Annotated in this window: 22 protein-coding genes and 2 pseudogenes; 15 read left to right on the top strand and 9 right to left on the bottom strand. The window is 71.2% G+C overall.

Annotated elements, in window-relative coordinates:
- Positions 1–190: 190 nt before the first annotated feature.
- Positions 191–874, top strand: a complete 684-nt coding sequence (locus QQY66_RS04845) for a glycerophosphodiester phosphodiesterase family protein (RefSeq protein WP_301977791.1) — start codon at positions 191–193, stop codon at positions 872–874.
- 3 nt (positions 875–877) lie between these two features.
- Here the strand turns inward: QQY66_RS04845 and QQY66_RS04850 are convergent, their stop codons facing one another.
- Positions 878–1,417 carry a GNAT family N-acetyltransferase gene (locus QQY66_RS04850; protein ID WP_301977792.1) on the bottom strand — a complete coding sequence of 180 codons (540 nt, stop codon included), beginning with the start codon at positions 1,415–1,417 and terminating at the stop codon, positions 878–880.
- Between the two features lie 71 nt (positions 1,418–1,488).
- On the opposite strand from QQY66_RS04850, the gene QQY66_RS04855 reads away from it, so the two are divergent.
- Positions 1,489–1,881 carry a VOC family protein gene (locus tag QQY66_RS04855; RefSeq protein ID WP_301977793.1) on the top strand — a complete coding sequence of 131 codons (393 nt, stop codon included), beginning with the start codon at positions 1,489–1,491 and terminating at the stop codon, positions 1,879–1,881.
- Positions 1,882–1,908: 27 nt separating this feature from the next.
- Here the strand turns inward: QQY66_RS04855 and QQY66_RS04860 are convergent, their stop codons facing one another.
- Complete coding sequence (locus tag QQY66_RS04860; RefSeq protein WP_301977794.1) at positions 1,909–2,892, bottom strand: GNAT family N-acetyltransferase; 984 nt, start codon at positions 2,890–2,892, stop codon at positions 1,909–1,911.
- 177 nt (positions 2,893–3,069) lie between these two features.
- On the opposite strand from QQY66_RS04860, the pseudogene QQY66_RS04865 reads away from it, so the two are divergent.
- From QQY66_RS04865 to QQY66_RS04895, 7 genes and pseudogenes are all read left to right on the top strand, one after another.
- A pseudogene (locus QQY66_RS04865) lies at positions 3,070–3,869 on the top strand (VOC family protein).
- A 102-nt stretch (positions 3,870–3,971) separates the two neighbouring features.
- The gene (locus QQY66_RS04870) at positions 3,972–5,024 is read left to right on the top strand and encodes an aldo/keto reductase (protein ID WP_301977795.1); all 1,053 of its coding nucleotides are present in this window, start codon (positions 3,972–3,974) and stop codon (positions 5,022–5,024) included.
- Between the two features lie 201 nt (positions 5,025–5,225).
- Entirely contained in the window at positions 5,226–5,756 is a 531-nt protein-coding gene (locus tag QQY66_RS04875; protein ID WP_301977796.1) for a DUF5134 domain-containing protein, read from the top strand.
- A gap of 86 nt (positions 5,757–5,842) precedes the next feature.
- Positions 5,843–6,778 (top strand): M56 family metallopeptidase, encoded by a 936-nt coding sequence (locus QQY66_RS04880; RefSeq protein WP_301977797.1) that lies wholly within the window; start codon positions 5,843–5,845, stop codon positions 6,776–6,778.
- A gap of 107 nt (positions 6,779–6,885) precedes the next feature.
- Entirely contained in the window at positions 6,886–7,557 is a 672-nt protein-coding gene (locus QQY66_RS04885) for a phosphatase PAP2 family protein (RefSeq protein WP_301977798.1), read from the top strand.
- A 68-nt stretch (positions 7,558–7,625) separates the two neighbouring features.
- The gene (locus tag QQY66_RS04890; protein WP_301977799.1) at positions 7,626–8,315 is read left to right on the top strand and encodes an HAD family hydrolase; all 690 of its coding nucleotides are present in this window, start codon (positions 7,626–7,628) and stop codon (positions 8,313–8,315) included.
- A 145-nt stretch (positions 8,316–8,460) separates the two neighbouring features.
- Positions 8,461–9,138 carry a TetR/AcrR family transcriptional regulator gene (locus QQY66_RS04895; protein ID WP_301977800.1) on the top strand — a complete coding sequence of 226 codons (678 nt, stop codon included), beginning with the start codon at positions 8,461–8,463 and terminating at the stop codon, positions 9,136–9,138.
- Here the strand turns inward: QQY66_RS04895 and QQY66_RS04900 are convergent.
- The gene (locus QQY66_RS04900; RefSeq protein WP_301977801.1) at positions 9,126–10,628 is read right to left on the bottom strand and encodes an LVIVD repeat-containing protein; all 1,503 of its coding nucleotides are present in this window, start codon (positions 10,626–10,628) and stop codon (positions 9,126–9,128) included. The two genes, QQY66_RS04895 and QQY66_RS04900, sit on opposite strands and share 13 nt — an antisense overlap.
- A 96-nt stretch (positions 10,629–10,724) precedes the next feature.
- On the opposite strand from QQY66_RS04900, the gene QQY66_RS04905 reads away from it, so the two are divergent.
- On the top strand, positions 10,725–11,366 hold the full coding sequence (locus QQY66_RS04905) for a DUF305 domain-containing protein (RefSeq protein WP_301977802.1): 642 nt from the start codon (positions 10,725–10,727) through the stop codon (positions 11,364–11,366).
- A gap of 12 nt (positions 11,367–11,378) precedes the next feature.
- On the opposite strand, the gene QQY66_RS04910 is transcribed toward QQY66_RS04905, so the two are convergent.
- The gene (locus QQY66_RS04910; RefSeq protein WP_301987173.1) at positions 11,379–11,849 is read right to left on the bottom strand and encodes a DUF6214 family protein; all 471 of its coding nucleotides are present in this window, start codon (positions 11,847–11,849) and stop codon (positions 11,379–11,381) included.
- Between the two features lie 200 nt (positions 11,850–12,049).
- On the opposite strand from QQY66_RS04910, the gene QQY66_RS04915 reads away from it, so the two are divergent.
- Both QQY66_RS04915 and QQY66_RS04920 read left to right on the top strand, forming a co-directional pair.
- Entirely contained in the window at positions 12,050–13,393 is a 1,344-nt protein-coding gene (locus QQY66_RS04915; protein ID WP_301977804.1) for an FAD-dependent oxidoreductase, read from the top strand.
- A gap of 130 nt (positions 13,394–13,523) precedes the next feature.
- Positions 13,524–14,909: a nucleobase:cation symporter-2 family protein gene (locus QQY66_RS04920; RefSeq protein ID WP_301977805.1), complete on the top strand. Its 1,386-nt coding sequence runs from the start codon at positions 13,524–13,526 to the stop codon at positions 14,907–14,909.
- On the opposite strand, the gene QQY66_RS04925 is transcribed toward QQY66_RS04920, so the two are convergent.
- Positions 14,832–15,182, bottom strand: coding sequence for a helix-turn-helix transcriptional regulator (locus tag QQY66_RS04925; RefSeq protein WP_301977806.1), 351 nt, complete (start codon positions 15,180–15,182; stop codon positions 14,832–14,834). The genes QQY66_RS04920 and QQY66_RS04925 overlap by 78 nt on opposite strands.
- A gap of 124 nt (positions 15,183–15,306) precedes the next feature.
- Between QQY66_RS04925 and QQY66_RS04930 the strand changes: the two genes are divergently transcribed.
- Complete coding sequence (locus tag QQY66_RS04930; RefSeq protein ID WP_301977808.1) at positions 15,307–16,386, top strand: NADH:flavin oxidoreductase/NADH oxidase; 1,080 nt, start codon at positions 15,307–15,309, stop codon at positions 16,384–16,386.
- A gap of 111 nt (positions 16,387–16,497) precedes the next feature.
- On the opposite strand, the pseudogene QQY66_RS04935 reads toward QQY66_RS04930, so the two are convergent.
- The 3 genes and pseudogenes from QQY66_RS04935 to QQY66_RS04945 all read right to left on the bottom strand — a co-directional run.
- Positions 16,498–17,445, bottom strand: a pseudogene (locus QQY66_RS04935) (PHB depolymerase family esterase); the annotation flags it as partial.
- A gap of 286 nt (positions 17,446–17,731) precedes the next feature.
- Positions 17,732–22,000, bottom strand: coding sequence for a cation-translocating P-type ATPase (locus QQY66_RS04940; protein ID WP_301977809.1), 4,269 nt, complete (start codon positions 21,998–22,000; stop codon positions 17,732–17,734).
- Positions 22,001–22,008: 8 nt separating this feature from the next.
- Positions 22,009–22,530, bottom strand: coding sequence for a hypothetical protein (locus QQY66_RS04945; protein ID WP_301977810.1), 522 nt, complete (start codon positions 22,528–22,530; stop codon positions 22,009–22,011).
- Between the two features lie 341 nt (positions 22,531–22,871).
- Here QQY66_RS04945 and QQY66_RS04950 point away from each other — a divergent pair, with 341 nt between their 5' ends.
- Positions 22,872–23,852, top strand: coding sequence for a polysaccharide lyase family 1 protein (locus tag QQY66_RS04950; protein WP_301977811.1), 981 nt, complete (start codon positions 22,872–22,874; stop codon positions 23,850–23,852).
- A gap of 31 nt (positions 23,853–23,883) precedes the next feature.
- On the top strand, positions 23,884–24,666 hold the full coding sequence (locus QQY66_RS04955) for a pectate lyase (RefSeq protein ID WP_301977812.1): 783 nt from the start codon (positions 23,884–23,886) through the stop codon (positions 24,664–24,666).
- Positions 24,667–24,733: 67 nt separating this feature from the next.
- Here the strand turns inward: QQY66_RS04955 and QQY66_RS04960 are convergent, their stop codons facing one another.
- Positions 24,734–25,477: a PaaX family transcriptional regulator C-terminal domain-containing protein gene (locus QQY66_RS04960; RefSeq protein WP_301977813.1), complete on the bottom strand. Its 744-nt coding sequence runs from the start codon at positions 25,475–25,477 to the stop codon at positions 24,734–24,736.
- Positions 25,478–25,541 lie beyond the last annotated feature (64 nt).

Raw genomic sequence — 25,541 nt, forward strand, 5'->3', positions numbered from 1 at the left:
GGGACTCGCCCACGCCCGAGTGACCGCGCCCGGCGACGGCGGGCAGGTCCGCCATACGCGCCACGCCAATCCCCGGTGAACGCGCGGGTACATCCCGGGTCGGGGCCATTAGGCTGCGGCCCTGCCGCGCGAAACGTCCGTTCCTTTTCCCGCGCGCCCGAGCCGCCGTCGACGGAAGCGAGTTGGAACCTTGAACTTCCTTACCATCGGTCACCGCGGAGTCATGGGTATCGAACCCGAGAACACCCTCCGTTCCTTCGTCGCCGCCGAGCACGCCGGCCTCGACGTCATCGAACTCGATCTGCACCTGAGCAAGGACGGCGCCCTCGTCGTCATGCACGACGCGGACGTGGACCGCACGACCGACGGAACCGGCCCGATCGCCGAGAAGACCCTCGCCGAGCTGCGCGCCCTGGACGCGGGCCGCGGGGAGCGCGTACCGGTCTTCGAGGAGGTCCTGGACGCGGTGAAGTGCCCGCTCCAGGCCGAGATCAAGGACGAGGCGGCGGCGCGGGCGCTGTCCGAGGTCATGCACAGCCGGGATCTGGTCGCCCGGGTCGAGGTGTCCTCGTTCCACGACGAGGCGATCGCCGAGATCGCCCGCCTGGTGCCCGGCGTCCGCACCGCACTCATCGCCAGCCGCTACGGCACCGACATCGTGGACCGCGCCGTCGAGGCCGGTGCGCGGACGGTCTGCCTCAACATCCGCCGGCTCACCCTGGAGATCGTGGAGCACGCCCGGAAGGCGGACCTCAGGATCATCGGCTGGGTGGTGAACACCCAGGACCACCTGCGGCTCGTACGGGCTCTGGCGCTGGACGGCGCGACCACCGACTACCCGGAGATCAAGCGCACCGGCCGCTTCACCGCGTGACGCTCAGCCCAGTTCCTTGACCAGCAGCTCGAACTGCAGGTCGTCGCGGAGCGGAATGCCGAACCGCTCTTCGCCGTACGGGAACGGAGTCATCCGTCCCGTACGGCGGTAGCCGCGCCGCTCGTACCAGGCGATCAGGTCATTGCGTACGGAGATCACGGTCATGTGCATCTCCGTGGCGCCCCACTCCTCGCGGACCGTGCGCTCCGCCTCGGCGATGATCATCTTGCCGAGGCCGTCGCCCTGGAGATCAGGGCTGACCGCGAACATCCCGAAGTAGGCGTGATCACCGCGGTGTTCGAGCTGGCAGCAGGCGACGACCCGCCCGTCCCGCTCGACCGTCAACAGCCGACTGTCGGCCGACTTGATCACGTCCCGCACGGCCTCCGGGTCGGTCCGCTGCCCCTGGAGGATGTCCGCCTCCGTGGTCCATCCGGTCCTGCTGGAGTCACCGCGATACGCCGACTCGATCAGTACGACCAGCGCGTCGACATCGCTGTCGACAGCGTCTCGGTACGTCAGTCCGTTGGCTGCGGTCTCCATGGAGTACGGCTCCGATCTGCGGCGCGGCTCGAGCACCGACGAGGGTAACGCAGCCACTAGGCTCCGGGTGCATGGTGCACGTACTCAGCAGCCGGACCCTCCTGCGGCCCACCGATCCCGAACGGTCCCGGAACTTCTACGGTGAGCAGCTGGGCCTGGCCGTCTACCGCGAGTTCGGTACGGGCCCGGAACGCGGCACGGTCTACTTCCTCGGCGGCGGCTTCCTGGAAATCTCCGGCCGGTCGGACACTCCGCCGTCCCCGGCCGTGCGGCTGTGGCTCCAGGTCGAGGACGTGGCCACGGCGTTCGAGGAGCTACGGGCGAAGGGCGTCGACATCGTGCGGGAGCCGGTGAAGGAGCCGTGGGGCCTGATCGAGATGTGGGTGGCGGATCCGGACGGAACGCGGATCGTACTGGTGGAGGTACCAGCGGACCACCCGATCCGCTACAGGCCGGGGATTTGAGCGCCCCCGAAGGGGCGCGGGGCTGTGTCAATATGCGGCTCCGCCGCGTGGGCGCGACCAGCCACGACGGCTCCGCAGACGCTCGACGACCTGGCGCGGCACCTCGCGGAGCGCCCAGCCGCGATCGGTCCGGGCCAGTTCCCGGAACCCCGCCGAGGTCAGATGGTCGATCATCGTGCGGTCGGTGGCCGCCCCATAGGCGAGCAGACGATCCGCACCACACAGCCGCAGCCAATCCGCGGCCTGGGCAAGGAGCCGCCGCTCGATGCCCCGTCCGTACTGAGCCGGCTCGATGTGCAGGTTGCCGACGTCGGCGAGGCCGGCCGCGCGGGTGTGCCGCTCGGGGCGGGCCGGCGTCGTGTCGACCTCGATGAAGCCGAGAGGGGCACCGTCGGCGTACGCGGTGAGCCGCGTGCCGCACTCCCCCAGCGTGCGCTCGACCGTGACGCCCGGCCACGGCTCCCGCACCGGCAGGTCGGCCACCCGCGCGATCAGGATCACCTCGGTGTCCCCCGTGTGCCGGAAGCCGGCACGTTCGTAGAGGGCTCGGATGTGCGGCCAGTTCCGGGGCAGGCCGTACACGACCGGGGCGGGCAGCTCGCCGCTCGCACAGCAGGCGCGGACACCCCAGCGGGCCAGTTGGGCGAGGCAGGCGCTCATCAGCAGATCGGCCGCCTCGTCGGGGTCCGGCCAGAACGAGGCCGGCGGGTGGCAGACGAGCCAGTCGATCTCACCGATGTCCCGGTAGCACTCGCCCACTTCGGCGTCGGCGCGGTACCGCAGCAGATGCGCGGCGGCCACGAGGTTGTCGCGCTGCTCGGCGACGAGCGTCACCCGCTCGGCCACCCAGGGGTCGGTGATGAACTCGTCCGGCTGTCGCTCCAGGCTGCTGAGGACGGTGTTCACCGAGACGGAGACACCGGGTACGACGGCTGCGACATGCGCGTTGATCAGGTCGGTGAGCTGGTCGCGGTCGGCACGGTGGAAGGGGCGCACGGTGGGCGCGGGCATGCGGGACCTCCGGGAGAACGGGTCGGGCTGGAGGCCGCCATGCGATGCGGTACGGGGCCGAGGGTACGTCGGCGGCGGCGCCGGGCACCAGTGGATTCGCGTCGGATGGCCGGGCACCCGAGCGGGGCATAGCGTGCTGGAGGGGGATCCCCGTGCCTGCCCTACGGAAGGATCGCCATGAAGCTCGACAAGCCGATGCCCGGCGGACCCTGCTGGACCGAGCTGGGAACCGATGACCTGACGGCGGCCAAACGGTTCTACGAGGAGCTGTTCGGCTGGCGCACCGTGACGGATCCGCGCGAGGAGGCGGGCGGCTACACGATGGCCCACCTCGGCGATGCCCCGGTCGCCGCGCTGACCCCGCTGTACCAGGAGGGGCAGCCCGTCGCGTGGAACGTGTCGTTCGCGATGGGGGTCCCCCCGCTCGAGCGAAGTCGAGAGTGGGGGAGGACGCCGACGACGCGGCGCAGCGGGTGGCGGAGGCCGGCGGGACGGTGCTGGTCGGTCCGACGGAGGTGTTCGACGTGGGCCGGTTCGCGGTGGCTCTCGACCCCACCGGTGCCGCCTTCCAGCTGTGGCAGGCGCGGACGTTCCCGGGCGCCGGGCTGTTCAACGCGCCCGGGGCGCTGGGCTGGGTGGAGCTGCTGACCCGGGCGCCGGAGCGCGCCGAGTCCTTCTACACGACGGTCTTCGGCTGGAGCGTCGACTCCTCCGCGCACTACACGCAGTGGGGCATCGACGGCGCCGACTTCGGCGGCATGACCACGATGGACGACAAGTTCCCGCCCGAGGTGCCGACCCACTGGCTGCCCTACTTCGCCGTGGCCGACGTGGACACCAGCGCGGCCACCGCGGCAGGAGCGGGCGGCACGGTCCTCATGGAGCCGACGTCCGTACCGCGCGGGCCGCGGATCGCGGTGCTGCGGGATCCGCAGGGGGCGGTGTTCGGGGTCTACCTCGCGGGGGACGAGGGCTGAGGCGACGGCAGGCGCCGGGGCAACGGCCAGGGCGGGGCCTTGCGTTGAAGCGCGCTCCAGCTCCTAGCGTCGTACGCACGACCTCCTCGAAAGGGAACCACCGTGCGTTACACACTGTTCGGCAGGACCGGTCTGCGCGTGAGCGAGCTGAGCCTGGGCGCGATGACCATCGGCGACGACTGGGGCTGGGGTGCCGGCCAGGAGGTCAGCGCCCGGATCCTGGACGCGTACGCGGACGCCGGCGGCAATTTCGTCGACACGGCGAACAACTACACCGACGGCAGCTCCGAGCGGATCCTCGGGGAGCTGCTCGAAGGGCGGCGTGACGAGTTCGTGCTGGCCAGCAAGTACACGTGCGGGATCCGCAAGGGGGATGTCAACGCCGCGGGCAATCACCGCAAGAACCTGGTCCAGTCGGTGGAGGCGAGCCTACGGCGGCTGCGCACCGACCGCCTCGACGTGCTGTGGGTGCACGCCCGCGACAACTTCACGCCGGTCGACGAGGTCATGCGGGCGCTGGACGACCTGGTGCGGACGGGCAAGGTGCTGTACATCGGCGTCTCGGACTGGCCCGCCTGGGAGATCGCGCAGGCCAACACCCTTGCCGAACTGCGGGGTTGGACGTCGTTCGCCGGTTCGCAGCTGCGCTACAACCTCCTCGATCGCACTCCGGAACGTGAACTGCTGCCGCAGGCAAGGGCGTTCGACCTGGCCGTGCTGGCCTGGGCACCGCTCGCGGCCGGACAGCTCACCGGCAAGTACCGCCGCGGTGAGCCGGGACGGCTGAGCGCGCAGGAGGACCGGCCGGATCCGCAGGAGGAGGACGTCATCACGGCCGTCGTGGAGGTCGCCGAGCAGGGCGGCTGGAGCCCGGCGCAGGTGGCCCTGGCCTGGCTGCTCGGCCGGCCCGGCACCGTCGTCCCGATCATCGCCGCGACCAAGGAGAGCCAGCTCGCCGACAACCTCGGCAGTGTCGGTGTCCGGCTCGACGCCGACGCCGTCGCCCGCCTCGACGAAGTGAGCGCGGTGCCGCTCGGCTTCCCGCACGACTTCGTCCGCGAACCGGCCGTCACCCGGAACATCTACGGCGACCGCTGGCCCGACATCGTCGACCGGCGTTCCACGTACCGCCGCACCGCCCACGAGGTGCTCTGATCAGACGCGCAGTCCGCCCAGGCGCCCTTCCAGCTGTGCGAGCAACTCGCCGAGCAGAGGAGAAGGTCTCACAGGCCGGTTCGCCGGCGAACCCGTGCTCCACCGAATGCCCCCCGCGTACACCCTTGCGCTCGTATGCGCGCCGCCTGCCCCGGGCATCTCCTGACCGAGTGGCCGCGACCGTCGACCGCGGAGGTGCGTGTGCACGGAACGGCTTCGTCCGGCTGGCTGCTGGTCGTGCTGTGCATGGCGACCGGCGCCTACTGTCTGCTGCGGATGCGCAGCAGCGTCGAGGAGCAGCGCCGTGCCGCGGGCGGTGAGGCGCTGATGGGTTTCGGCATGGCCGCGATGGCCGTACCGGCCGCGGTGTTCACGCCCCCTTCATGGGCCTGGCCCGTGTACGCGGCCGTGTTTGGCGTGGCCGCGCTGCACGCGTTGTGGGCGGCACGGACGCACGCCCACCATCTGCACCACCTGGTCGGCGCCTCGGCCATGGTCTACATGGCGCTGGCGATGGCCGCCTCGCCGGGACGGCACGGCGATTCCGGAGTCCCCCTCGTCACGGCGGCGCTGCTGGCGTACTTCGTGGCGTACGTGCTGCTGTCGGGCGCCCGGCTGGTGCCCGTCGGCGCCGGTGGCGGGAGCGTGGGGTGGGGCAACCGGCCGGAGCTGTCACGGGCCTGCCGGCTGTCGATGGGGATCGGGATGGTCGCGATGCTGCTGGCGCTGTGAGTACTGGCCGCATACGGCCGTGGTCTGCGTCACTTCGGCGTGACAAGCCGTACCCCTGAGCGTTCCGCCGCTCATAGGGTGCTCCCATGATGGTCCCCGCGGCACTGTTGCTGCTCGGCGCCCTGACCGCCGTGGTCGCCCCTCGGCTGATCGCCCGGGCCGACTGGCCGGACCGTGAACCCGTGGTCGCCCTGTGGGTGTGGCAGTGCGTGGTGGCGGCCGTGCTCCTGTGCTGTGCGCTGTCGATGACGCTCAGCGCGGCGGCGGCCTGGCAGGCGGTCCGGGGCCATGTGTTCGCGCCCGCGCCGCACGCCGTCGTGGAGGCCTACGCCTTCGGTCCCACCGGCCCCTGGGCCGCCACGACCGCGGTGGCGCTCGCGCTGGGCGGGGTGTGGAGCGCGGCGATGCTGGTCCGCGAGGTTGCACGGGCACGCGCACGGCGACGTCAGCGGCGGGCCGAACTCCTCGTCCGCGCCCCGCGGTTGCCCGGCGAGGGGCCCGAACATCACCAGCTGGTCGTTCTAGAGGGCGAGCGGCCCGACGCCTGGTGGTTGCCGGGCGCGCGGCCCCAACTGGTCGTCACCACCGCCGCGTTGCGCCGGCTGAAGGGCCGGCAGCTGGACGCCGTGCTGGCCCACGAGGAAGGGCACGCGCAGGCGCGGCACGACTGGCTGCTGCACTGCTCGGCCGCGCTGGCGGGCGGGTTTCCGCAGGTGCCGGTGTTCGCCGCGTTCCGTGACGAGATGCACCGGCTGGTCGAGCTCGCCGCCGACGACACAGCCTCCCGGCGCTTCGGCCGCCTGACCACCGCCCTGGCGCTGGTGGAACTCAACGAGGACCGGGGCGTGTTCGGCCACGGGGCCACCCCGCACACCCATGTGCCGCAGCGGGTGAACCGGCTGCTCACTCCCCCGGACCGGCTCTCGACGGCCCGGCGGCTGCGGCTCACCGCGGCGGCCTCGCTGGTGCCGGTGGTGCCGGTACTGGTGGCGTTCGTACCGGCGCTGCGGACACTGGGCTAGGGCCGGTGGGAAGGATCAGGCGGCTGGAATCCCGTCCGTCCGCGGCACTGGCCCCCGCGGAGCCCCGGAATTCGCCTAACTCCCCGTCGTTCGGCGAGGATCACAGCATGCACACCCCACCCGTCGACTCCCCGCCCCGCCCGCCCGGCCATCGCGGCGCCCTGCGCTCCGCCGCCGCCCTGGCGGCGTCCTCCCTGCTGCTCCTCATCCTGGTCGCGGCGGAGTGGGGCCCCCTGATCACGCTCGACGGCGACATCTCCCGGACCACGCACCGCTGGGCGGTCGACGACCCCGGGGTCACACAGGCGTGCCGCATCCTCACGGACTGGGTGTGGGACCCGTGGACGATGCGCATCCTGTGCGCGGCCGTCGTGGTGTGGCTGATGTGGAGACGCAGGGCCTGGCGGACGGCTCTGTGGCTGACCGCCACCGTGGCCCTGGGCACCCTGGTGCAGCAGTCCCTCAAAGCGGCGGTCGGCCGGGCCCGCCCGGTCTGGCCCGACCCCGTCGACTCGGCCCACTACGCGGCGTTCCCGTCCGGCCACGCCATGACCGCCGCGGTGGTCTGCGGCGTCCTGCTGTGGCTCCTCCACCACTACGGCGCCGGCCGCGTCCTGTGGCGTACGGCGGTGGCGGTGGCGGTGATCTCCGTGGTCGGCGTCGGCCTGACCCGCGTATGGCTCGGCGTGCACTGGACCACGGACGTCGTCGGCGGCTGGCTGCTGGGCGCGACGCTGGCGGCGCTGGCGGCGCTGGTGCACCGGCGGTGGATCGCCTAGGTACGGCCCTGCGTCGCCGGGTCGGCGATCTTCCCTCCCGATGCGCCGCGTCCTCGTAGGATCGCCTCATGACTGCCGTGCTGTTCGATTTCTCCGGGACCCTCTTCCGTGTCGAGTCCACCGAGTCCTGGCTGCGGGGTGCGCTCGCCGAGGCCGGGATCGAGCTGCCGGAGCCGGAGTTGACCGAGACGGCGCAGGCGCTGGAGACGGCGGGGGCGCTGCCCGGCGGGGCCGATCCGGAGCGGCTGCCCACGGAGGTCGCCGAGGTGTGGGACGTCCGGGACCAGAGCTCGGAGCTGCACCGGGCGGCGTACACCGGGCTCTCCCGGCAGGTGCCGCTGCCCGACCCGGGGTTGCACGACGCGCTGTACGACCGCCATATGCGGCCCGCCGCCTGGGCCCCGTACCCTGATGCCGCGGAGGTCCTGCACACCCTGCGTGAGCGCGGAATCCCGGTCGGTGTGGTGAGCAACATCGGCTGGGATCTGCGCCCGGTGTTCCGCGAGCACGGCCTCGACCCGTACATCGACGTATACGTTCTGTCGTACGAGCACGGCATCAGAAAGCCGGACCCGCGGCTGTTCGCGACCGCCTGCGCGAAGCTCGGCGTCGAACCGCGGGACGCGCTCATGGTCGGTGACAACCGCCGCGCGGACGGCGGCGCGGCCACGCTGGGCTGCGGGGTGCACTTCGTGGACCATCTGCCGGTGGCACTGCGGCCCGACGGCCTGCGGCCGGTGCTTGACCTGGTGGGCTGAGCCGGCCCGGAAGTGGCCGCCTCCTCGGACGATCCCCCGCGTTGCCCGAGGAAGACGGCAGCACCGGACCAGCCCGCGGAAAGGGGCAGGTCCGGACTCGCCTGAGTATAGTTGGCTGCCAGCCAGTCAACGCAGGAGTTACAGCATGTCCCCGCGCAGCGCCTCGGTCAATGAAGAGTTGCGGCGGCGTTCCCGGGAGCGGCTTTTGCAGGCGGCGGTCGAACTGGTCGGTGAGCGCGGGTTCGAGGCGACGACGCTGGGCGACATCGCGGACAGAGCGGGCTCGGCGCGCGGCCTGGTTTCGTACTACTTTCCCGGCAAACGCCAGCTCGTGCAGTCCGCGGTGCACCGGCTGATGAACCGCACGCTGGAGGAGGCGCTGGAGCGCGAGCCGCGTACCGGGGACGGCCGGGAGCGGATGGCGCGGGCGATCGACGCGATCCTGAGCCTGGCCCGGGACCGGCCCGTGCTGATGCGCCAGCACATGGCCGGGCTGCTGCAGTCCGAGGGATTCATGCCGTGCCAGGAGCAGCGGCGGCTGGCCGAGCTGCTGCGGGACACCGTCGCCCGCAACGGCTCACAGGACGTCGACGCCGACTACACGATGCTGCGCGCCCTGCTGATGGGCGCGGTCTACGCGGCGCTGGTGCCGGGTGCTCCGATGCCCCTGCCGGTGCTGCGGGCCGAGCTGTTCAAGCGCTACCGGCTGGACTGGGAGCTGGGCGTCCCGCCGGACACCGAGGTGGCGTCCGGCGGGACGGGTGACACGGATCTGTCACGGTTCTTCGCGACCGGCGAGCGGCCCGCAGATCAGTCGAAGTAGTCCGGCTGGGTCTGCACGTTGAGCTCGCTCATCCGCACCCACTTGGCCGGGTCGGTACGCCGGTCGTTGATCTTGAGGACGTCGAGACCCTTGGCGATGTCGTTCGAGTAGATGTAGCCGTTGTAGTAGTACGCCGACCAGGAACCGGCCGTCGTGACCCTGTCCGTGGTCAGCGGGCCGCGCTCGAAGTAGGCGATCTCCTTCGGGTGGGCGGAGTTCGTGAAGTCCCAGACGGAGACGCCGCCCTGGTACCAGGCTTGGACCATGATGTCCCTGCCCTTGACCGGGATCAGCGAGCCGTTGTGGGCCACGCAGACCTCGGTGTCCGCCTGGTGGCGGTCGATCTTGAAGTAGCTGCGGAAGACCAGCTTGCGCTTGTCGCCCTTGCCCACGAGGTCGTAGATGCCGTCGGCACCGCGGTTCGGGCCGATCTCCTCGTTGCAGGTGGCCGCTCCGCCGCCGCCCAGCTCGTCGGTGAAGATGACCTTGTTGGCCTTCTGGTTGAAGGTCGCCGAGTGCCAGAACGCGAAGTTGACGTTGTCCTGGACCCGGTCGATGACCTTCGGGTGCTCCGGGTCCTCGATGGAGAACAGGATGCCGTCGCCCATGCAGGCGCCGGCGGCCAGGTCCTTCGAGGGCAGCACGGTGATGTCGTGGCAGCCGGTGGTCTTCGAGACGCCGGGGTTGGTGGGCGCGCCCGGGTTGCCGCCGCCGTCGGGTCCCTCGCCCGGGAAGAGGACCGGGAAGCCCACCATGGCGGCCTTCTCGGGGGCCTTGCGCGGGACCTTGATGACCGAGATGCCGTCGTGCGGTGGCTGGCAGTCGGGGTAGGTGGCGCTCGGCGAGTAGGAGGAGACGTAGACGTAGACGTTCCGGCGCTCGGGCACCAGCGTGTGGGTGTGCGAGCCGCAGGCGGTCTCCACGGCGGCGACGTACCTCGGGTTGGCCTTGTCGCTGATGTCGAAGACCTTCATGCCCTCCCACGAGGACTTCTCGGTCGCGGGCTGCGTGGTGCTGCTGCAACTGCTGTCGCTGCGCGAGGAGTCGGTGGACAGGAAGAGCAGGTCGCCGGAGACCGAGATGTCGTTCTGCGAGCCGGGACACAGCACCTGGGAGACCGTCTTCGGGGCCTTCGGGTTGCTGATGTCGAAGATCCGGAAGCCGTCGTAGTTGCCGGCGAAGGCGTACCTGCCCTGGAAGGCGAGGTCCGAATTGGTGCCGGGCAGCACGTCCTTGGGGATGTTCGTCACGTGCTGGATGTTGGCGGAGTGGACGATCTCGTCCTGGCCTGGTATCTCACCGCTCTCGACGGACCGTCTCACCTCGGCCTGGGTGCTCTTGGAGACCTCCTTCTGCGCCGCCGGGCCGTCCCCCGGGTCGGGGGTCGCGGCCGCCGGACCGCCCGTGAGCAGCGCGGCCAGCAGCCCGACGGCGACAGCGCCGACTCCCAGGCGTCTGTGCCGCGTTCGGGGTTCGTTCAACAGGATCACTGTTTCCTCCCTAGTTCCGTTCGCGTGTGAACGGTTCATGCACGTCGAAGTATTGTCTTGGACATGCTCATACCAACAGAGGGACACGGACATGTAATGAAGCTTTTCAATCGATCGTTTACGGCCGTCCTGGCCGCCATCGCCGTTCTGGCGCTGGGAAGTTGCGACTCCGGATCCGACGCCGACTCCGCCCCGGAGAGCGGGCCATCGGTGATCGTGCCGGGCAAGCCGGGCGAGGCGAACCACACGATGTCCGCCGAGGACGCCGCAGAGCAGCGCGCCGACGACGACTCCCCCAACTCCGCGGACGTGTCGTTCGCCCGCATGATGATCGAGCACCACTCCCAGGCCCTGGAGATGACCGAACTCGCCCCGGACCGCGCCGAGTCGACGAAGATCAAGAAGCTGGCCGAGCGGATCGCGGCCGCACAGAAGCCGGAGATCGAGGGCATGAAGGGCTGGCTGAAGACGCACGGCGAGAAGGAGACGGGCGGCGGACACGACCACGCCTCGATGCCCGGGATGGCGACCGAGGGTCAGCTCAGCAACTTGCGCAAGGCCAAGGGGAAAGCGTTCGACCAGCTCTTCATCACCCTCATGATCACCCATCACGAAGGGGCGGTCACCATGGCCACGGAGGTGAAGGCGCAGGGCAACAACGTTCAGATCGAGGAGATGGCGGACGACACGGTCGCCCAGCAGACCAGCGAGATCAACCGGATGCGGGACCTGCCGTGAGCCGGGCGCGCCTCAGCGGCGTGCGTGACGCGCCGTCAGGAACCCGGTGTCGCGGGCCTGGGCGATCAGGCTGAGCGACCGGCGCCGGCTGTGCCCGGTCGCGCCCATCACCGCGAGGACGGGATCGACACCCTCCTCCTGTGCCGCGCGGTACTCCCGGGCCACCAGCCACTGCCCCGCGATGCCGCGCGGCCAGGCGGGCCGGGCATGCCGCGAGGCCCCCGGCTCGCCGGCCGGCTCCACCCCGCACACCTCGGACAGCGGGCCCTCGACCCACTCGGCGAGCACCGCCAGATCGTCGAGGGACAACGCCGGCTGGGCCCGCACGTCCTCGATGCAGACCCCGGCGTCGGACACCACGGCGAGCAGGTCGACCTGCGCACCGTCCGGGAACGCCAGCCGAACGCCCCACCAGGACGTCACGCCGGCGTCGTCCCCATCGGCTCCGTCTTCCCGCACTTCCCACGCGGGCCACACGGACACCGCACCGTCCATCGGACAACGATCAGAAAGATCAAGAAAGGATGCTTCGAGCACACACGCAACGAAACCGCATGATCACATTCCATACGAAAGGACACGCGCGCCCGTCCTCCGGTCAGCACCCTGTCAGCGGAGCATCCGCGGTGCGATGCTGGAAGCGTCAGCGATCTCCGACGGTCTTCGGGGTAAGGAGTTCCGCCGTGCTTCGTGTCGCCGTCGTCGGCTCCGGGCCGAGCGGGGTCTACACAGCCCAGAGCCTCGTCCAGCTCCACTCCGACGTGCTCGTGGACGTCCTGGACCGGCTGCCGTGCCCGTACGGCCTGGTGCGCTACGGGGTGGCACCGGACCACGAGAAGATCAAGTCGCTGCAGAACAACCTCCGGGCGGTCCTGGAACACGAGCGGGTGCGGTTCCTCGGCGGCGTCGAGGTGGGCCCCGGCGCCGTGCCCGCCGCGAGGCTGCGTGAGCTGTACCACGCGGTCGTGTACTGCGTGGGCGCCGCGACCGACCGGCATCTAGGGATCCCCGGCGAGGATCTGCCCGGCAGCTGGTCGGCCACCGAGTTCGTCTCCTGGTACAGCGCCCACCCGGACGCCGCCGCCGACGGCTTCGTGCTCGGCGCACGCTCCGCGGTGGTCATCGGCGTCGGCAACGTGGCCGTGGACGTCACCCGGATGCTGGCCCGCGGCCAGGCCGAGCTGAGCCCCACCGACATGCCACAGGCGGCGCTCACCGCACTGGCGGCGAGCCGGGTGACCGAGATCAGCATGGTCGGCCGCCGCGGCCCTTCCCAGGCCCGCTTCACCACCAAGGAACTCCGTGAGCTCGGCGCCCTGCCGGACACCGAAGTGCGGGTCGATCCGGCCGAGTTGGCACTGGACCCGGCCTACGCCGACCCCTCCGGCCTGCCCGCGGCGAACCGCCGCAACGTGGAGGTGCTGCGCGGCTGGGCCGAGACCCCGGCGAAGGACGCCCACCACCACATCCGGCTGCGCTTCTTCCTGCGCCCCGTCGAACTCCTCGCCGAAGCGGGCCGCGTGGGCGCGGTGCGCTTCGAGCGGACGCGGCCCGACGACCACGGCGGCGTGACGGGCACCGGCCACTACGAGGACATCGAGGCCCAGCTGGTCCTGCGTTCGGTCGGCTATCGCGGCGTCCCTCTGGAGGGCCTCCCCTTCGACACGACGACCGGCACGGTGCCCCATCTCGCCGGCCGCGTACTCCGCGAGAACCTCGTCGCGCCGGGCGAGTACGTGGCGGGCTGGATCAAACGGGGGCCCACAGGTGTCATCGGCACGAACCGTCCGGACGCCAAGGAGACGGTGACATCACTGATCGAGGACGCCGCCGTGCTCGTACAGAAGGATCTTCCTGAGGATCCGCTGACGGCACTGCGCGCGGAGGGGATCGAGCCGGTCGAGTGGTCCGGCTGGCAGGCGATCGAACGGGCCGAGGCAGAACTCGGGGCATCGCTGGGACGGGGCGTGGTGAAACTGCCCGACTGGCAGTCACTACTGAACGCCGCGCAGGGCGACGCCGGTTAGGGGCGCGGGGCTGTATCAATATGCGGCTCCGCCGCGTGGGCGCGACCAGCCACACACAACCCGCAGCGAGAAACGAACCAGCAACACTCCCGAAATCAACAAACTGTGCAAGGAGCCTACGGTCCCGTACATGACCGAAACCGCACCCGTACACCCCGTTGACCAGATCCCGCCCAAACGCCACCTCGTCGCCTTCGGCCTCCAGCACGTCCTCGCGATGTACGCCGGCGCCGTGGCCGTCCCCCTGATCGTCGGCGGAGCCATGAAGCTGTCGCCCGCGGACCTGGCGTATCTGATCACCGCCGACCTGCTGGTATGCGGAATCGCCACGCTCATCCAGTGCATCGGCTTCTGGCGCTTCGGCGTACGACTGCCGATCATGCAGGGGTGTACGTTCGCGGCCGTGTCCCCGATGGTGCTGATCGGGACGACGGGCGGCGGCCTGCCCGCGATCTACGGCGCCGTGATCGTCGCGGGCCTGGCGATCATGCTGCTCGCGCCGGTCTTCGGAAAACTGCTGCGGTTCTTCCCGCCGCTGGTCACCGGCACGGTGATCCTGATCATCGGTATCTCACTGCTGCCGGTGGCGGGCAACTGGGCCGCGGGCGGCGCCGGTTCGGCGGACTTCGGGGAGCCGAAGAACCTCGCGCTGGCCGGTTTCGTACTGCTGGTGGTGCTGGCCGTGCAGCGGTTCGCGCCGGTGTTCCTGAGCCGGATCGCGGTACTGGTCGGCATCGCGGTGGGCCTCGCGGTCGCGGTGCCGTTCGGCTTCACGGACTTCGGCGGGGTCGGGGACGCCGACTGGCTCGGCATCAGCACGCCGTTCCACTTCGGCGCGCCCACCTTCGAGGCGTCGGCGATCATCTCGATGCTGGTGGTGGCGCTGGTGACGATGACCGAGACGACCGGTGACCTGATCGCGGTCGGCGAGATGACGGACCGCAAGGTCGAGCCGCGCGCCCTCTCCGACGGCCTGCGCGCGGACGGCTTCTCCACGGTCCTCGGCGGCGTCTTCAACACGTTCCCGTACACGGCGTACGCGCAGAACGTCGGGCTCGTCGGGATGACGCGCGTGCGCAGCCGCTGGGTCGTCGCGACCGCGGGCGGCATGCTCGTGCTGCTCGGTCTGCTGCCCAAGCTGGGCGCGGTGGTGGCGGCGATACCGGCGCCGGTGCTCGGCGGCGCGGGTCTGGTGATGTTCGGGACGGTCGCGGCGAGCGGGCTGCGGACGCTGGCCCAGGTCGACTTCAAGGGCAACAGCAACCTGACAGTGGTGGCCGTTTCGGTCGCCATGGGGGTGCTGCCGGTCGGCGTGCCGACGATCTACGAGAAGTTCCCGGACTGGTTCCAGACGGTGATGAACAGCGGCATCAGCGCGGGCTGCCTCACGGCGATCGTGCTGAATCTGCTCTTCAATCACCTTCCCGCACAGGCAGGTTCAGCCGCCGAGGCGGACGGCCTGCCGGGCGGCGGCGTCGAGCAGGGTGTCGAGAAGCCCCGGGAAGAGGCCGTCTAGGTCGTCCCGGCGCAAGCCGTTCATCTTGGCCGTGCCCCGGTAGATCTGCCGGATCACGCCGCTCTCGCGCAGCACCCGGAAGTGGTGCGTGGTCGTGGACTTGGTGACCGGCAGGTCGAAGCGCGAACAGGAGAGCTCGCCGCCGTCGGTGGCGAGCTCTCGCACGATCTGCAACCGCATCGGGTCGGAGAGCGCATGCAGGATGCCCTCCAGCCTGATCTCGTCGCGCGCCGGGTGCGGAAGATCGCGACTGGTGGTGGCGGCGGTGGTCACGGCGGCTCCAGTTCGTCGGGCGGAATTCCATTGTACGAAAGGTCTCGTAGTTTGACACTCCCCGTACTACGATGCCTATCGTACGAGTCGTCCTTCGACCCCGTGACGATTGGAGCAGCTCACCATGAGCGCCCTCTTCCAGCCTTTCCGCCTGCGTGATGTGACCGTCCCGAACCGGGTCTGGATGGCCCCGATGTGCCAGTACTCGGCCGCACCGGAGGGCCCGGACACCGGGGTCCCGAACGACTGGCACTTCGCGCACTACGCGGCGCGCTCGGCCGGCGGCACGGGCCTGATCCTGGTCGAGGCGACCGCCGTCAGCGCCGAGGGCCGGATCTCCCCGTACGACCTGGGCATCTGGAACGACACGCAGGTCGAGGCGTTCCGCCGGATCACGCGCTTCCTGGTGTCGCAGGGCACGGTGCCCGGGATCCAGCTCGCGCACGGCGGCCGCAAGGCGTCGACCGACCAGCCCTGGAAGGGCGGGGCGCCGGTGGGGCCGCAGACGTACGGCTGGCAGCCGGTGGCGCCGAGCCCGGTCGCGTTCGACGAGCGGCACCCGGTGCCGGACGAGTTGACGGTGGCTCAGATCCACGAGGTCATCGGCCAGTTCGCGGAAGCCGCCCGCCGTGCTCTCGCCGCCGGCTTCGAGATCGCCGAGATCCACGGCGCCCACGGCTACCTGATCAACGAGTTCCTCTCGCCGCACTCCAACCACCGCACCGACGCGTACGGCGGCTCGTACGAGAACCGCACCCGTTTCGCCCTGGAGGTCGTCGACGCCGTACGGGAAGTGTGGCCGGACGAGAAGCCGCTGTTCTTCCGCATCTCGGCGACCGACTGGCTGGAGGACGGCGGCTGGACCGCTGACGACACCGTCCGTTTCGCCGCCGACCTCCAGGCCCACGGCATCGACCTGCTCGACGTCTCCACCGGCGGCAACGCCTCCGGCGTCCGCATTCCGACCGGCCCCGGTTACCAGGTGCCGTTCGCCGCCCGCGTCAAGGCGCAGACGAGCCTGTCCGTCGCCGCCGTCGGTCTGATCACCGACGCCGAACAGGCCGAGAAGATCCTCGCCAACGACGAGGCGGACGCGGTGCTGCTCGGCCGTGAGCTGCTGCGGAACCCGTCCTGGGCGCGGCACGCGGCGCGCGAGCTGGGTGGGGACGTCCACGTGCCGGACCAGTACCACCGCTCGGTCTGACCGGCCCTGAGGGGTTCCCTCCGCCCCGGGGAGCACGACGGCGAGGGTGGTGGCATCGGAAACGCATCAGGAACCCTCGGGCCGTCTGCTGCCGTATCAGCCGGCTCGGCTGCCGCTCAGGCCGAAGAAAGTGAGTACGCGCTCGGCCATACCGGGGGCGTAGAGGGTGTGGTCGACGCCCCGGAGGCTGATGGCCTCGACGGGGGCCCGGTCACCGGTACCGCCGTAGCGGGTGCGGGTCCAGCTGGACTGGGGCGAGTCCGTGGCAGCCGGGGTCTGGCTGAGACCGAGTACGTTCGTCCACTGCTCGATCTGCTCACCGAAGTTGGGGTAGCGGAGTACATCGTCCTCGGTGCCGTGCCAGAGCTGCATCCGCGGCCGGGGTCCGCTGTAGCGAGGATAGGCGGCGCGCACCAGGTCGCCCCACTCCTTCGGGGTGTGGGCGACGGTGCCGTTCGCGCACGCGCTGTTCCATTCGGAGCCGTCGGTGGTGGCGAAGCAGCCGAAGGGCACACCGGCGAAGGAGGCGCCCGCCGCGAACACATCGGGGTAGAGGGCCAGCAGGACGTTCGTCGTCATCGCACCCGAAGAGATGCCGGTGGCGAAGATCCGGCTCGTATCGGCGTGAGAGGTCCGGGTCACCCAGTCGACCATGGACTTGATGCCGACCGGGTCGCTGCCGCCGCCGCGGCGCAGGGCCTGGGGCGAGGAGACATCGAAGCACTTGCTGGCGCGGGTGACCGACGGGTAGATGACGATGTACCCGTGGCGGTCGGCGAGCGAGGCGTACTCGGTGGCGGAGTACATCTCGGGGCCGGAGCCCCCGCACCAGTGCGGGGCCACCACGACGGCCGGCTTGTCGGCCACGTTGTCCGGAACGTACAGGTACATCCGCAGGTTGGTGGGGTTCTCGCCGAAGCCGGTGACCTCGGTGAGCGTCGCGGTGGGCTCGTCGGCGCGGGCGACGGCCGGGGATGCGGTGAGGAGAGCTGCCGCGAGCATTCCGCAGAGAGCGGCGAGCGAGGTGCGAAGCGGTCTGTGCTTGGTGGTGGCAGGCATGTGGTCGTCCCTTCGTGATGGCGGCTCGTGGGGCTGTCGAGCAAGCGCTCCAAGGCGGCGACTCCGACTGTCCCATCGCTCAGCAGGGGTGTCCGAACATGTTGTGCGCAAAGCGTGGACCATAAGCGCCGGCCCCCTGGGTGCCGTTCAGCGAACTGACCGTCAGGCACCTCTATCAGGCCGAATGCAGCAGCATTCCCCGGCGTGGCGTTCTGTACCTCGCACGCCATTCACACACATGACCAGCCGCGGCCACCCGAAGAGACGCACCCGTATGCGTACAGGCTTACCGGCTCAGCCGTACCACCGCCTGCTCCAGCTCCGGCATCAACCGCTGTCCGGTCACCGCTAGAACGATGGCCGCCACGACGCCGGCCCAGGCGACCGGACCCAGCGGTGTGCAGCCGAGGGCGTTGCTCACGCCCGGAGTCTGAACCAGCAGGACGAGGGCGGCGGCGGAGCCGAAGGAGGTGACGCGGACCAGCGGGGAACCGCTGCGGTCGGCCAGGGTCTGGGCGAGCTGGGTGCCGACGACCGCGCACAGGGCCATCGTCGTGGTCCGGCGGGCCGACCCCGGCGTGAACCGGCCGATGAGCCAGGCCACGACCGCGCCCAGGCAGGTCGTCAGCGCCCGGTGACGGATCTGCCGCATCAGCGGTGTGCCGAGCAGGGTCTTGCCCAGCGGCGCGCTGACGTCGGTCTCCCCCTCCTTCTGGGGGGTCACCGCCACGGCCATCGCCGGGAACAGGTCCGTGAACAGGTTCACCAGCAGCATCTGACGGGTGGACAGCGGCGCGGCGCCGGCGAGCAGGGTGCCCAGGATCCCGAAGCCCACCTCGCCCGCGTTGCCGCCGATCAGGATGGCGATCGCGTCGGCGACGCTGTGCCACAGGGCCCGGCCCTCGACGACAGCCTCGACGAGCACCGTGAGGTCGTCGTGGGTGAGCACCAGGTCGGCGGCGTTGCGGGCGGCGGCCGAGCCGCGGGCACTGATGCCTACGCCGATGTCGGCGGCGCGGATGGCGGCCGCGTCGTTGGCGCCGTCGCCGACCATGCCGACCACCCGGCCCGCGTCCATCAGGGCCTCGACGACCTGGAGCTTCTGCTCGGGCGCGACCCGGGCCACGACGTCCACGTCCCGCAGCATCCGGGCGCGCTCGGAGCGGTCCGCGGCGGCCAGTTCGTCGCCGGTGACGACGGCCGTGTCGTCGGGCCAGCCCAGCTCGATGGCGATCGCCCGCGCGGTCTGCGGATGGTCGCCGGTCAGCATGACGGGTCGTACGCCCGCTTCACGCAGTCCGTGGACCAGGGCGGTGGAGGTCTCGCGCGGTACGTCGGCGAGCGCGAGCAGACCGGTGAACTCCAGCTCCGACAGGGGCTCTTCGCACACGTCCGCGTCCTTCTCGTCGGCGCCCAGTCGCCGTCGCGCGACCGCGAGGACGCGCAGTCCGTCGCGGGCCAGCGACTGCGCCGTACGGGAGGCGTGTTCCGGCAGGTCGCGGCAGGCGGGCAGGACGATCTCCGGGGCGCCCTTGACCACGAACTCCCGTATTCCGTCGGCCGCGTGGCCCACGGCTCCGGCGTATCCGCGCCCGGCCTCGAACGGCCTGCCCTCGGTCTGCTCCCACTCCGGGTCGCGCCCGGCCGCGTCCAGGACCGCCTCGTCGGTGGAGTGCACCGGCTGGTGGGGGCCCTCCTCGGGCTCGGGGCAGGCCCGTGCCGCGACGCGCAGGGTGGCCGTGTCGACGGCCTCGTCCGGCTTGCGGGCGGTGCCGTCGGGGTCGGTGACGCGGACGAGGCGCAGCTTGTTCTCGGTGAGGGTGCCCGTCTTGTCGAAGCAGATGGTGTCCATCCGGCCGAGGGCTTCGAGCGTGCGCGGGGTACGGACCAGCACGCCACGCTTGCTGAGCCTGCGGGCGGCGGCCAGCTGCGCGACCGTGGCCACCAGGGGCAGCCCCTCGGGTACCGCGGCCACCGCGACCGCGACCCCGCCGCTCACCGCCCGGCGGATCGGGGTGCCGCGCAGCAGCGCGAGACCGGTCACGGCAGCGCCGCCCGCCATGGTCAACGGCAGTGCCTTGCGGGTGAGTTCCTGCAGCCGGGCCTGCACTCCGGCGGCCGGCGGCTTGCGTGCGGCGAGGTGGACCGCGCGGGCGGCCTCGGTGTGGTCGCCGGTCTCCACCACGACGGCACGGGCCTGTCCGGCCACCACGGTCGTGCCCTCGTACACCATGCAGCTGCGGTCGGCGACGGGTGCGCGCGGGGTCGGGGCGGTCTGTTTCTCCGCGGGCAGGGATTCGCCGGTCAGGGCGGACTCGTCGACCTCCAGGCCGTCCTCCCACAGCAGGCGTGCGTCGGCCGGCACGACGTCGTCGGCCTGCAGCTCGATCACGTCGCCGGGCGTGAGGCGTGCGGCGTCGACGGTGTGCGGGTGGTCCGAGGTCCCGTCGGGTGCGACGCGTGCCTTCTGCTTCTGTTCCGCGAGCAGCCCGGACAGCGCCCGTTCGGCCCGCAGCCGCTGTATGCCGCCGACCAGGGCGTTCAGGTCGAGGGCGCCGACGACCAGCAGGGCGTCCACGACCGAGCCGAGGATCGCCGACGCGGCCGAGCCGACGGCCAGCACCGGGGTGAGCGGGTCGTCCAGCTCTCCCCGTACGGCCCGGCCCAGCCGCAGCGCCCCCTTGGCCGGCGCGAACACCGGGAGGCGGCCGACGGTCTCGGCCGCCTCCCGCACCTTGGAGGTCGCCTCGGCCGCCAGAGTCGGCGGCTCTTCCAGCCGGTGCTCCAGCCGCTGTCGTACGTCCTTCGCCTTCAGCTCGTGCCAGGCCACCCGCGCCCGGGGACGTGGCGCGCGAGTGGCCGCGACGCCTACGGCGGCTCGTGCTCCCGACAGCAGGGCCACCGCCGCGCTCGCGTCGACGGGCACATGCCGCAGACCGGGCAGCGGTGAGCGGGTACTGCGCCCGGACTCGCCCACGGCCACCAGCAGCCCGGACAGCGCCGCGCCGGACCGGGCCAGCGTCTGCGAACGCCGCCCGACCTTCCGCGCCACCGGTACGGCCGCGAGCAGCCGCCACACGTCGGCCAGACCGCCCGGCGCCACCACGTCGGCGCCCCAGGCCACGGCCGCGTCACCGTCGGCGAGCGCGACGGCCACATCGCCGGCGAGCAGCCCGGACAGGGTGTCTGTGTCATCGGCCGAGCTCGGCCGGGCCACGGTCAGGACGCCGCCGCGACTGCGTAGTTCGTTCACCGTCCGGCTGAAGGACCGTTCGGCGGACACGACGTGATCGGCGAGGGCGGTGAAGTCGCCGAGCGAGGGATCGTCCGTCACGACGACCCGGAGTCCGGCCCGCCGTGCCGCGTCCAGGACGGGCTCGGCCCAGGGGTCCGCGGCGCCGTCGGGGGTGTGCAGCGCGCTCGGGTGCAGGAACACGGTGGTGACCGTCCCCAGCTGCCGCATGCGTTCCATGTGGCGGACCAGTACGCCGGTGCGGGCTAGCGCGCAGCCCAGTGCGGCGTGGAAGGCGGCGGGTCCGTAGCGGGCCGCTTTCGGGGAGCCCGCGAGGACCGCTTCGGCCGCCTCGGTGCCGTCGTGCTTCACCAGCAGCGTCACGGCCGCGCCGACCACGCTGCCCGTCTCGGCGTGGACCGCGTACTCGTGCGCCGGGGTGGTGCGTAGCGGTGGGCGCGGGAACCGCTCCGGGGACACGTCCTCCCGCTCGGGTCCGCAGACCCGGTCGTGGACCGCGTCGAACGCGGCCGCGCGTGCGACCGCCTCCGCGAGCTGAACCGAGCGCAGGCCCGCGTCGAGCACGAGGGACATCGGGGTGCGGCCCGCGCCATGGACCGCCGCGTTCGACACGGCCAGGATCAGATCCATGCGGGAGAACCCGAACCGTTCGCGCAGCCAGGCGCGGAAGCGGGGGTTCTCGCGCAGCAGGGTCACCACCGCCGTGATGGCCCGGGGCGAGTGCGGCAGTCGCAGGACGGAGCCGGTCACCGAGACCACGACGCCCGCCGCGTCGGCCGCGAGTGCCGCCGCGCTGGTCCGTACGAGGGCGGGGTCGCCGGGATGCGTGAATTCCTCCGTCGGTTCGTCCGCCGGCTCCAGCCCGTGTTCGGCGGCGAGCGCGTGCGCTTTCTGCTCCACCCGCTCGGACACGGCCGCCTCACTCGCGGCCACGACCAGCCGGGCGAGGCCGCCGTCCCAGTAGGCATAGGCCACGTCCGGCCGTTCCGCCAGCGCCGTGGCCACCTTCCGCGCCGCCTTGGCCGTCCCGCCCGCCCGCCGCACCCGCTCCGGCTCGGCCGGCCGGAGCGGCAGATGGCTCCGGTCACCGGACCGCCAGGTGTGGTCACCGCCCGGCAGCGCCCGGCGGGCCACCCGCGTCACCCTGACGGCCGCGTCCGCCCCTCGCACACCGGCCCGCGCCGTCCCGGCCACCGCCCCGGCGGCCACACCCACACCGGGCGCGGCCCCACGAACCAGCAACCGCGGCCCCGCCAGTACCGCACCGGACAGGACCGTGGCAGCCCCCGTCAGCACTCCCATGACTCACCTCAGCTCTTCGTGCTCGCGCGCTTCGACGCTGTGCTCCGGCTCTTCGGCGCGCTCTTGCCGCCGCCGGCGGCGGACGTCGACCGGGTGCTCGACGTCTTGCGGGTACCGCCGGACGTCTTGCGGGTGCCCGTGGACGACTTTCCGCCGCGGCTGGATGTCGTACGACGGCCGGGGGCCGACGTGCTACTGCTGCTGGACGACGTACGACCGCTGCGTGCCGTCGTCTTCTGGTCGCCTGTCTCTTCGCTCCCGCCGGGCTTGGGCTGGGTCAGCCAGACCACTGCCGCCCCCGTGAGGGCGATGGGCCATTCGACGATGCCCGCGACCCCGAGGAGCCCGGCCCCGGTGTACGCGACCATGCGCCGGCCGCGCGGTGACACGGCGCCGACCGCGTCCAGCGTGCCTTCGGCCGCCTTGGTCACCGCACCGGCGCCGGGGACCCTGCGCAGCGCCGACGCGGTGGTCTGCAACGGTTCGCGCAGTGGTTCCGGAAGATCGAGCGACGGCTTCTGCCGTGTCATGACTCTCGATGCCTCCCTCACAGATCGGCTCTCTCTTCACGGCCGGGTTCCCGCGAAACGGAACGTCACCCGTGCGGAGGGTGGCAGGCAACGAACGCGCCGGCCCTGGAAGCGCTCCCACACCCTCGCCCCGTCCGGCGTGGCGCTCACCTGGGGTGTTCGAATGTGTTCTGCGCGAAGCGTTGACTAGAAAGCGCTTGCCCTCTACGTTCCGTTCAGCAGGCTGACCGGCTGACGCCCCCTCAGGCCGGAATCAGCGGCATGCCCCAGCGCAGCGTTCAGAATGACGTACGTCATTCACAGATACGACCAGTCAAGGCAACGCGAAGGGACGCACCCGCATGCGTACAGGCCCCCTCCGTACACACGCGCAAAGAACCACCCTGGTGACGGCCGCAGCGGCCGCTCTCGCGACGGCTGCCGCCCTCGCCCTTCCCCAGTCGGCGGGCGCCGCCGAGACCTCGCCGGTCGGATTCGGCGCCGGCACGACCGGCGGCGGCAGCGCCTCCGCGGTCACCGTCTCGACGCTGAGCGCCTTCAAGACGGCCGTCACCGGCAGCGCGGCCAAGGTCGTCCGGGTGAACGGCCTGATCTCGCTGAGCGGTCAGGTGGACGTCGGCTCCAACACCACGGTCCTGGGCGTCGGTTCGTCCTCCGGGTTCACCGGCGGCGGGCTGCGGCTGAAGGAGGTGACGAACGTCGTCATCCGCAATCTCAACATCAGCAAGCCGGTCGCGCCCGCCGACGGCATCACCGTCCAGAAGTCGACGAAGGTCTGGATCGACCACAACTCCTTCTCGGCGGACCGCGAGCACGACAAGGACTACTACGACGGTCTGCTCGACATCAATCACGGCGCCGACAACGTGACCGTCTCCTGGAACACCTTCAAGGACCACTTCAAGGGCTCGCTCGTCGGACACAGCGACAACAACGCCGGCGAGGACACCGGTCACCTGAAGGTGACGTACCACCACAACCACTTCAGCAACGTCTACTCGCGCATCCCCAGCCTGCGCTTCGGCACCGGCCACTTCTACAACAACTACGTGGCCGGCGCCGACACCGCCTGCCACTCGCGCATGGGCGCCCAGATGCTCGTCGAGAACAACGTCTTCCGAGCGACGAAGATCGCGGTCACCACCAACCGCAGCAGCGACGTCGACGGATACGCCAACCTGCGCGGCAACGACCTCGGTGGGGCCGCCACCGAGATCTCGCGGGTCGGCAGCTTCACCGCCCCGCCGTACGGCTACGCCGCGGAGTCCGCCTCGACGGTCGTCTCCTCGGTCACGTCCGGCGCGGGCACCGGAAAGATCTGACCACCCCCCAACTGGAAGAAGGCATTGGGACATGACTTCACCAGCACTCCCACGCGCCCGTCGGCGCGCTCTGACCGGCACCGTGGCCGCGGTCGGCTTCTCGTCTGTCATGATCATGACGCTGGGAGCACCCCCGGCGAGTGCCGCCACGTGGCCGACGCCCACCGGCAGCCAGCCCGTGAGCTCCACGATCAACGTGTCCGGCGTCCGGGACGGCGGCATGGTGCGCTACTACGGCAGCGGCAACCTGGCCGGTAACGGCCAGGAAGAGGGCCAGGACCCCATCTTCAAGCTCGCGGCCGGCGCGACGCTGAAGAACGTCATCATCGGCGCACCCGGCGCCGACGGCATCCACTGCGAGGGCAACTGCACGCTGCAGAACGTGTGGTGGGAGGACGTCGGCGAGGACGCCGCCACCTTCCGGGGCGGCTCCACCTACACCGTGACCGGCGGTGGCGCGAAGAAGGCCGCCGACAAGGTCTTCCAGCACAACGGGCCCGGCACGCTGAACATCTCCAACTTCGCGGTCAGCGAGTTCAAGACGCTGTACCGCTCCTGCGGCGACTGCTCCACGCAGTACACGCGCAAGGTCAACCTCAGCAACATCGAGGTGACCGGCACGGGTTCCACCGCACGCCTCGTCGGCATCAACGTCAACCGGGGCGACGTGGCGACACTGCGCGGCATCACGATCCGCAACGACGCGAGCCGCAAGGTCATCCCCTGCCAGAAGTACAACAACAACACCGCGGTCGGTACGGGCCCGGACAGCACCAACTGCCGGTACTCCACCTCGGACATCACCTACCGCTGACCTCTCCCCCCGCGGTGAGGGCGGCCGTCCGAAGCGTCCCTGCACGGCGCTTCGGACGGCCGCCGTGTCATGCCCGCCGCTCCCGCACGACCTGCGTGAACTCTCGCTGGTAATCGGCGTACGCGGCGCGCAGGGCGGGTCCTGGCCAGTCGGCGGGGAGGAGTTCCCCGGGCAGGACGGGGTCGAGGAGCAGATGGCGTACGACGGCCGCGAAGGCGGTGAGCCGGTCGGCGGGGCGCTCCACGCGCGCGATGTGGCCGAGCAGGGCATGGGCCGTGCGGGCCCAGGTGTCCAGTGGCCAGAGGGTCCACGCCAGGTCGCGTGCCGGTTGTTCGGGGCGGGCCGTGAAGGGCCGGAGCACTGTTTCGAGGTCCCCCGGGAGCGAGCGGCGGAGATTGGCGGGGCGCAGCCAGACGCCTTCGCGCAGTTCGGCGAGGCGGAGGGCGGTCAACCGGGTCCGCAGTTCGGCGCGTTCGGCGGGACCACGGCCCGTCGCGGTGATCACGGCCATCTCCCAATCGCCGTCCCACGCGCGCGTGCTGGGCTCCACGGCGTCGTCCTGACGGCGCTGGCGCTCCAGCAGCCGGTCCCCGATGCGATACCCGGCGTCCGTGCGCCGCAGGTCGCCGGCGGCCGTCATCCGGCTGAGCGCGGCCCGCAGGGTGGAGCCGCCGACGCCGAAGGGTTCCACCACGCGCGCGAGGTCCTTCACCGGCAGCTCGGGCGGATGGCTGCCGAGGAGCAGGCTCAGGACGACCGAGCGCGCCGAGAGCGGGCGCAGGTGCAGCTCGTCTGCCTGGACCGTTCGCATGGGGACGTACTGTACGGGCCGGATCGGATCGTTGCATGATTGCTACGGTCGCAGGAATAGTGCA

Origin of the sequence: Streptomyces sp. DG2A-72 (assembly GCF_030499575.1) — a bacterium.
Classification (GTDB): Bacteria; Actinomycetota; Actinomycetes; order Streptomycetales; family Streptomycetaceae; genus Streptomyces.